Genomic DNA, 7,793 nt, shown 5'->3' with positions numbered 1-7,793 from the left:
GCTAAACTCTAAGAACGAGAATGTGGAATTGCTAACAAAACAATCCCCGTTCTTTAGAGCGGGGAGCGGTCAATCGTCACGTATTATTTTCTTTAGCTGCCTCCTATCAGATAATCGTCCGTCCCGATGATGGTGACGTTGACCCGTTTATCGTCAGGGTTTGTGTACTTGACCCACACCGCATCACCGCGTAGTAACGGCAGCGGATTCCCCACTAAGAATGTCAGGTCTGTCGCAGCAGGCGGTTCTGACGGGTCACTGCTTTCAATAACGATGTCAAAATTCTCACCGTCCGCACTGTCGTAGATGACCTCTACATTGCCAGCCATCGTCGGCACCTCATCGAGCGAAACCAATACAAGTAGTACCGCGCCTTGGACTTTTGGCTGCCAGACCAGATCCACTGCGGTCGCATTAAATTCGCCGGATTTTCGTTGTATCATTGTGTGAAACGTGAAGCCCCGATTTATCGGGGCTTCCCTCCTTTCGTGATGCGTGAAATGTAATGCGTAAGGATATCGTTGGGTTTCGCTGTCGCTCTACCCAACCTACGGGAGACTGCAAGAACTGTACAGGTTGGGAAACCTGTACCTACTATGTTCTGCTTCCTTGCGTCATTGCGTTAAAAAAATCTATGCGATGGTGGTGTTGTTGAAGCCGTTCTGTGTGGTGTCCTTGACATCTACATCTCTGCGGGTGCTGCCAGTCCCGTTAAAGCGGGATTCCCATGAATTTAGGCTCTGGCTAATTCGATTCTCGACCAACGGAATCGCCTTGAGGTATTCGTCATTGGAGAGCTGCCGATAGAACTGTGCCGTCGTGTCGAGCCCCATCCTTTGAACGCGTGCCCAATGCAGTATTTCGTAGATCAGTGTGTCGTTAAATTCATCGTCCAGTTCAAGTGAATCGTTGTCGTTGTTGATGTCTGTCGGTGTGATTACTCGATGCCGCCGCGCCACGAACACTGCAATCGACTCTTCGCCTGCTTCGTCGTTGCGGGTAGGTGCCGGTGCGACAATCATCGCATGCCCACTGGTGTGCGGCGAAACAATCCGGATTTCATCATCAACATCAAACCTGTCCTTCGTGCCTCCACTGAGTGCACCATACGCCAACTTAAAAACAGGTGAAGGAAAATCAGGATGATCATCGCTCATCAGATTTGTAACCGTGCCTTCGGCATGACCTGCTGACAGATTGATGAGGATATCGCCTATCCGAATTGAACGCTCATCTGCAATCAACGGAATCGTTATCTGCCGTACAAGATGTTCTACCCGCGACGCATCGTTGTCTACATCGTATACCGTGCTGACAAACTTTTCTGCCCTCGCGTTCTGCCACATCGAAAACGTGCGTGGCGGTCCCCCGCCAGGATATGCTGCGCGTGCTTCCACATCGTTAAAAAATCCGCGCTCCAAGTCGCACCATGTCCCGCTCTTATATTTTGCTTTGCGGATATAGAGGGAACCCGGTGGCAGGGCATACTGGTATTGCCCCGCAATGACCGGGTGATGCCACTGTTCATGGATAGATCGGCTCCGCGTCGATATTCGGTTTGTCGCACGATTCAGCGCGAAAAGCATTCGGTCCCGATCGTGGAAATCGACATTCGGATCGCCAATTAAGAGTTGCGCCTCTTCAATAACTTCCCGTGCTGTCATAATATGTAAAACGTAAAACGCAAAACGTAAAGGGGTGCTTTGATTACGTTTCACGTTTCACGTTTTATGCCTCCTATCTGATTGTTGCCTCGTTGAAAGCGTTCCTAGCACGAGCGTAGGCATAGCTCAGGGGGCCGTCAGGGATGTTCAGACACACCAACGCCAATGCGTTGGCAGTCAATTGATCCGTTGCTGCCAGCCCTTGACCGATTCCACGGGCACTTGTATTGTGTCCCGCAACCAAGCCGTCCGCTGTCGGCACAACGATGCCGCCCGCGCTTATATCGGTTCCGTCGAAATCTGCCAAGCAAGCGGTGATTCCAGAACGCTTCACCCAGCAGAACTTGCCGATGTCCTCTGAAGTTGCCTCCGTTTGGATAACGCCTTCGACCAGATCACTTGCACCATCGCCCTGGCGTCCTTCGCCGGGGAAGAACAGTAGGAACTTAGAGGTGTTATCCAGCGCGGTTACCCACCCTCTGTTTTTATTGCGGTTGAGGCTGTCCGTCAGGACAAAGACCTTCGCCGTGTCGTCGTTGTTCTCCAAGATGTAGAACTGCTGACCGACTCCAGTTCCCTGCGAAATATAACCGATTGCGCCTCGCAGGTCTTGGGTGACACTTGAAAGTTGAAAGCCGTTGTTGGTCGTCAGCTTATCGCTACCAACTGGCGCGGCTGCAGAAACTGCGCCGGGGTTTGTCGAGACTAAGTCGTCGTGTTTGCTTGAACGAACTATCTGCCCGAATTTCATCGCCTCGCATATCCGGACGTAGCCCCAACGTTCACCGTTAATATCAGTAATTCCGATGCCGAGCCTTGCCCGCTGATCTTCGTGCAAAGCCCCGTAGTCAAACCTCGAAAAATCCATTTTTTCCTCCTTTTTATCCGCGAATCTACGCGAATCTACACAAATCTTTTTTTAATTAGCGAAGATTCGCGCGGATTCGTGGATGTCTTTTATGCGCTGAGATTACGCACGGCGAAGTTTTTCCATCTGTATCCGCCACAGAACGCGAACAGATAGCGCATCTCCGAGTAGATCGTATCCGTCTGACCCTGTGCCCGGTCGTATTCGTCCGTCCAGACAGGTAACGTCGTGTTGTAACCGAGGTTATAGCCCGGCTCGGTGAACGGATCCGGCGGCGGCATCTGGCTCATGACCTCCTCTGCATTGGGCGGCACCCACTGCATCATCTTCAAGCCTGCGCCCCGTGTGGAGTTTGTCCCGCCGACATCACCGATGTGGATGTGCCATGCCGCGTCCTCCGGTGCTTCGTTGTCGGCGAAGTAGAATGTCCGATCATACAGCAAGACCGTTTCGCTCCTGCGCCACATACCGTAGCCGACGGAGATGGGAAGTTTATCACTGCCCTCCGCTTTCCGTGTCAGCGTGGTGAACAGCTTGTAGTGCAGCGGACAGATCCAGTAGCCCGGTATCGATGCGGACATCGCCACGTTGTACTCGTGCAGCACGTCGTAGCTGATGGTCGTGGACGCACCCGGATCAAAGATCTGTGGGATATGCCGATAATACTTCGCATCGCCCGTCAGATCGTTAGGCGGTCCTGAACCACCCCACGGGTTATGGGCTCTGCCATCCTGCCAGTTGCCTAACTCGGCGGGTGCCAGACCGTGCCAGTCCGCGTTCTCATCGAACAGCGTCGGCAACCCTTCCGGCGCGTATTCGGGACGGTCATCGAACAGGTAGTTCTCCCAGAGTGCTTTGGAGATCTGCGTTTTGGTGCGTTGTGCTGCCCCCATGACCGCTTCCTTGTGAATGTCGTAGACACGCATCATATCGCGCTCGCCGCCGGACATATCGGCAACTTCCTTCTCCATGATTTGCTTGGTTGTCATCCCCGTTGACTTGACGATCTCATCGCCTTGGATGACAATATCTGCCTCGAAACCGCTCCAGAGCGCGCGGCTCGATACCGGCTCGCCGGTGTCAACCACTTGCCCTTTCTCCGGCGCCCCTCGATAGGAACGCCCACGTGCGATCTCGGTCTGCCACGTAAGTTCAATATCGTTTCCCGCGGGACCTGTTACGTTCTCCGCCCGCGCTTTAAGGATTAACGCGGTCCTCGACTCGCTGACCAAGCCGTCTGCCATCACTTCCGGCATCACATACGCATCAACCGCGTTGTTCACTCGTCCCCAGATACTCATTGTTTAACCTCCAATTAAAAAAGAAATGAAAACGGGAAAACCGGAACACGGGAAAACCAGAAAAGGTATTCATTCTCTCGTTCTCTCGTTTTCTCGCCTTCTCGTTTTCTCTATTGATTGCCGAAGAGCATTCTTCGGATGCCTGTCATCGTGTTCTGCCCAGCGAAACGGTCCTCCTTTGCACCGCCGTTCAGTGCCACCGATCTTTTCTTATCGTTGGCTTCTGCCTGTTCCTTCTCTTGGCGTTTCCGCTGAACTTCCTTCTGGATGCGGTCCGCCGTTACAATGTCGCGCTCAAATACCGCGGCGACATACTCCTCGGTCTGCACCTCCGACGCATCGGGGTTCAGCCGTTTGAAATCGTCCTGTGCGTATCGAATGTTCTGCTGAATCTCCATTGCAGTCAAGCGTAAGTCTGCCTGCTGCTCTGCTGTGGGTTCTGGTGCGCCTCGAAGTGCCTGAATTCTTGGATCGTTGTCCACAAACTTCTGTGCGAATTGCATAAAACCGAGCGACTGTTGCTCTGCGTTGGCTTCGGTCTCAGTCTCAGCCGATGTATCTGCGGCTTGTTGTGTCTCGCCACCTGTTGCTTGATCGTCGTCTGTTCCGAGATCAGGGGTGGCGGTCATTTCATCTGCCATAATTTTTCTCCTTTTTGTATAGGGTTACGGCACACGGCGTGTGCCTACTACTTTTGGTGAGATCAATAAAAAACCCCGAATCGGGCAGTTGTGTTGGTTCATCGGTTCGTTAAATGAACTGATGAATTAACAGCAGATACCGCCCCTTCGGGGTTGATCTGGGTGAATCAATTATGAAGCCGTGAATACCGCTCTGTTAGGGTTGATTCACGACGTTTTTTTATACGCGCCTTGAGTACAGATTCGGAAATCTTTACCCATGACGTGTGAAACGTGATGCGTGAGGATATTGTTGGGTTTCGCTGCGCTCTACCCAACCTACGATGCTGTTACCGTTTTCTCATCGTTCAACGGGTGGTACGGTTTCTAAGCCTGCGATGGATGCCTCGTCGATCGGGGATTGGGGGTTGCCCAACGACAGCCCCGGCGGCGGGGTTATCGCCTGAACCAGATCTGCTTCGGACAAGCCGTAGCTCGACTTCAGCCCGACCATCTCCATCAGTCGCTCTGGCTTAATCCGTATTCCCATACCCATCAGCATTGAGATTACCTGCAACTTGCCGAGCGGCGTCTGCGGCAATGATGAGGTGTCCGGCGTCGAAACCATGAATGGTTGGTAACGTGCCTCCTCCGATAGCTCTGGTAGATCATAGCCCATCCGCCACCGGTTCGGCTTCGCCGATCGTTTCGCGAATTGTTGAATAAAGTTGAGCCGAATCCGCGCGCGCCGTTCACGGAAGGCGTTCATATCCCTGATGTTGTCGGACAGTTGATTGAACACCGCTGTCTGGAGATTGCTAATCGCCCGCCCGCTCGTGGAGGCACCCGGCGACTGGCCTGCGAATACCGGCGAGAGCGATGGCACCTGCTCGTTGATGAACTGGTTCACCATCTGAATCATGTTCAACAGGGATATGGGTGCTTCCGGATTCTGCAGAAACTGGACAGCATTCCCGATCGGCTCGCCTGTCTGGAGGTTTCGCACATTAATAATATCGCCGCTGGAGTTGGAGAGCTGTTCCTGATCCAGCACCCCCTCCCGCGCCATCATTCGTCCTGTGGCGAGGTTGCGGGTGATCCACATGTAGTTGGCGAGAAATTCGTCTAACACCTTCTGCTGCGGTTCCAAGAGCGTGGCGTAGCCGTAGCCCCAGAAATCGCTCGGCTTGCCGTTACTGCTCACATCAAGGAAGTTGCGCCAGTGTGCAAAGGGGAAGTCGGGATACCAGAAATCGTCGTGGCTCGCTCGATACGGTTCGTCGTCCACAATGGTCGCGATCACCACCGTTGAATCTTTCGACCGCGGAATCCCAATCGCCCGTGCAATCTCGCCGGTCATGTAGACCTCGTCCACGCGGATATTTCCGCCCATCAACGCTCTGTCATTATACGATTTGTTCGGAATGGGTACGTCCGGATATTTTTTAGAAATAGTCATGTAGTTGTGATATGTCGTATGTACGACGTAGCCGCCGCTCCTGAAGTCTGAGCGAGTGACATACGGCGATGGCGCGAACCGTAACGGGTTAATCGCGACCGCACGGACCATTTCGGTATCGGGATCGTAGACCATTTTTGAGATAGCATTCCCCATCGCTTGGTTGTGCAGAATCAGCGTGCGTAGCTCCTCCGTCTCGGAATCGACCGCCTCTAAACTGTCGAGGTGTTCTTGGAGTTCGTCGGTCGCCAAACGTTCCAGTTCGCTTGCGTCGCTGCGGATAGGTTCGACATTGATGTGCGCCATCTGCTCAGTGAAGACAGGGATGAGCCGGTTGATAGCGGTGTTGATCTGTGGGCTGATGGAGCGTGTGACGGATCGCTTGAATCGCTTAATCCACGATTCGCCGGTGTAGTCTTCGTTCCGATACAAGGAGATTTCATTTTTCATCCGCTCGTGTGCGGGTGCTGCAGCTTCATAGGCTGCGTCCCGGAGTTCAAGGAGTGGGTGTATTTTTCCTGCCATTTTTTGTCAGTCAGTCCTTTTTGGTTAGTTCATTTCATTGGTTCATTTGAGCGTGAAACGTGATGCGTAAAGGGTTAAGGTACACAGAGCGTGCCTACCACCTTGATCATTTTCGCTTGATTAAGCAGAAACTTTATGCGATAATTTTGTATCGGAGGTGCGACATGAAACGCTTGATATTGGTATTGGCTATCTTGATGCTTGGGTGCGACACTGATACAGAGGTTGCCGATGAGCCCCCGCTTGTTGGCGACGACCCCGCATCTGACACGAGAGTATTCGTTGTTCACGAAATCGGACCCACTACGAAGGATAACCATGGCGATTCAGATCCACCACGTATTATTAAGAGCAACGTATATCCCAGCCATGAAAGGGTTTCCTTTAATTCTGCCCGGTTAAATAAGGAAGGCATTTTCTTCAACTTCAATGAAGATTTGCATCAGTTTGTGGTTGACCTTTCACTCGATGGAGAGCCGCTGGGTTGGATCACTACCGCGATACGCCCCGGCAACGACATCGGCTTCTCCATCACGTTAGCACCGCCGGTTGACGGTCCCTTTCTTGAACGCCGTAAGGAGTACCTTATCGATCTGCTCGCTGGAGATAAAACAGGTAACGTTCTTGAACTGGAGATCTGGTTCTGGACAATACCATAGCCCTAAGTAAGTTAGTTCATTCATTCCTTGCCGCATTGACTCGCCCCGCCCAGCAGACGGAAATTACTCCCCTTTCTCGATTATAGTGGATCTTAGAATTAATGAAACACCCCAAACCGAACCGCATTGCCCTCAGGGCCGGTAGGTGCGGTTTCTCACCGCACCGCATCGGCGCAGTTGGAAACAGCGCCTACCATACACGGGGAGCGAAAGTGTCTATTTATTTGTATAATTCACTAAAAATAGAAATACGATGGAACAATATAGGACATAAGCGGGTGTATTATAAAAACCCTGTTATTGGTCCTGGATTCTGATGTTGGGAGGCGGCATCGATACAGAGATTGTTGAGGAATCACCACCTGTTCGCGATAACGCTTCGCGCGAAACCTCGCCCCTAAGCCAACTATAAAACGTCCGAAAGTTCAATCTTCTGTTATCAGTTTCCAAAACCAGATTTATCAAGAGCTCATCTTATTTTTGTTCAGCCTACTAGGAGGTGCTGAAATGTTATTACGGGTAAGAAACAAGCACATAATTTCTCGATTGCTCATCGTGAAATTGACCTTAGCATTCGGGCTTCTTACACTTTATCCCCTAGAAGCCGATGGAAAACGTAACACTGAATTAAGGGAATTGCTCCAGCAGTTGGAAACCGGAGACGGAAAATATAGGCTTCAGAAGTCACCGAATAGAT

Annotated in this window: 8 protein-coding genes; 2 read left to right on the top strand and 6 right to left on the bottom strand. The window is 51.9% G+C overall.

Annotated features, from left to right (window positions below; all coding sequences use genetic code 11):
• Positions 1 to 92: 92 nt before the first annotated feature.
• The 6 genes from J4G02_20335 to J4G02_20310 all read right to left on the bottom strand — a co-directional run bounded on the left by J4G02_20335 (position 93) and on the right by J4G02_20310 (position 6,437).
• Complete coding sequence (locus tag J4G02_20335) at positions 93 to 443, bottom strand: hypothetical protein (protein MCE2396875.1); 351 nt, start codon at positions 441 to 443, stop codon at positions 93 to 95.
• A gap of 189 nt (positions 444 to 632) precedes the next feature.
• Complete coding sequence (locus tag J4G02_20330; protein MCE2396874.1) at positions 633 to 1,718, bottom strand: hypothetical protein; 1,086 nt, start codon at positions 1,716 to 1,718, stop codon at positions 633 to 635.
• Positions 1,719 to 1,737: 19 nt separating this feature from the next.
• Positions 1,738 to 2,532 carry a hypothetical protein gene (locus tag J4G02_20325; GenBank protein MCE2396873.1) on the bottom strand — a complete coding sequence of 265 codons (795 nt, stop codon included), beginning with the start codon at positions 2,530 to 2,532 and terminating at the stop codon, positions 1,738 to 1,740.
• 89 nt (positions 2,533 to 2,621) lie between these two features.
• The gene (locus tag J4G02_20320) at positions 2,622 to 3,833 is read right to left on the bottom strand and encodes a hypothetical protein (GenBank protein MCE2396872.1); all 1,212 of its coding nucleotides are present in this window, start codon (positions 3,831 to 3,833) and stop codon (positions 2,622 to 2,624) included.
• A gap of 110 nt (positions 3,834 to 3,943) precedes the next feature.
• Positions 3,944 to 4,474, bottom strand: coding sequence for a hypothetical protein (locus tag J4G02_20315; protein ID MCE2396871.1), 531 nt, complete (start codon positions 4,472 to 4,474; stop codon positions 3,944 to 3,946).
• A gap of 340 nt (positions 4,475 to 4,814) precedes the next feature.
• On the bottom strand, positions 4,815 to 6,437 hold the full coding sequence (locus tag J4G02_20310; GenBank protein ID MCE2396870.1) for a hypothetical protein: 1,623 nt from the start codon (positions 6,435 to 6,437) through the stop codon (positions 4,815 to 4,817).
• A gap of 164 nt (positions 6,438 to 6,601) precedes the next feature.
• Here J4G02_20310 and J4G02_20305 point away from each other — a divergent pair, with 164 nt between their 5' ends.
• Together J4G02_20305 and J4G02_20300 are read left to right on the top strand one after the other, a co-directional pair.
• Positions 6,602 to 7,096 carry a hypothetical protein gene (locus J4G02_20305; protein MCE2396869.1) on the top strand — a complete coding sequence of 165 codons (495 nt, stop codon included), beginning with the start codon at positions 6,602 to 6,604 and terminating at the stop codon, positions 7,094 to 7,096.
• A 507-nt stretch (positions 7,097 to 7,603) separates the two neighbouring features.
• Positions 7,604 to 7,793, top strand: a 190-nt coding sequence (locus J4G02_20300; protein MCE2396868.1) for a hypothetical protein, incomplete at its 3' end; no start/stop codon positions are given.

Source organism: Candidatus Poribacteria bacterium (assembly GCA_021295755.1).
Lineage (GTDB): Bacteria > Poribacteria > WGA-4E > WGA-4E > PCPOR2b > PCPOR2b.
The sequence above is the reverse complement of the archived record's forward strand: the minus strand, read 5'-3'. Positions and strand labels throughout refer to the sequence as shown.

Coding starts and splice junctions, on each gene's coding strand:
- J4G02_20315 (MCE2396871.1), bottom strand. CDS start 4,474: ATGGCAGATGAAATGACCGCCACCCCTGATCTCGGAACAGACGACGAT.
- J4G02_20310 (MCE2396870.1), bottom strand. CDS start 6,437: ATGGCAGGAAAAATACACCCACTCCTTGAACTCCGGGACGCAGCCTAT.
- J4G02_20335 (MCE2396875.1), bottom strand. CDS start 443: ATGATACAACGAAAATCCGGCGAATTTAATGCGACCGCAGTGGATCTG.
- J4G02_20305 (MCE2396869.1), top strand. CDS start 6,602: ATGAAACGCTTGATATTGGTATTGGCTATCTTGATGCTTGGGTGCGAC.
- J4G02_20325 (MCE2396873.1), bottom strand. CDS start 2,532: ATGGATTTTTCGAGGTTTGACTACGGGGCTTTGCACGAAGATCAGCGG.
- J4G02_20320 (MCE2396872.1), bottom strand. CDS start 3,833: ATGAGTATCTGGGGACGAGTGAACAACGCGGTTGATGCGTATGTGATG.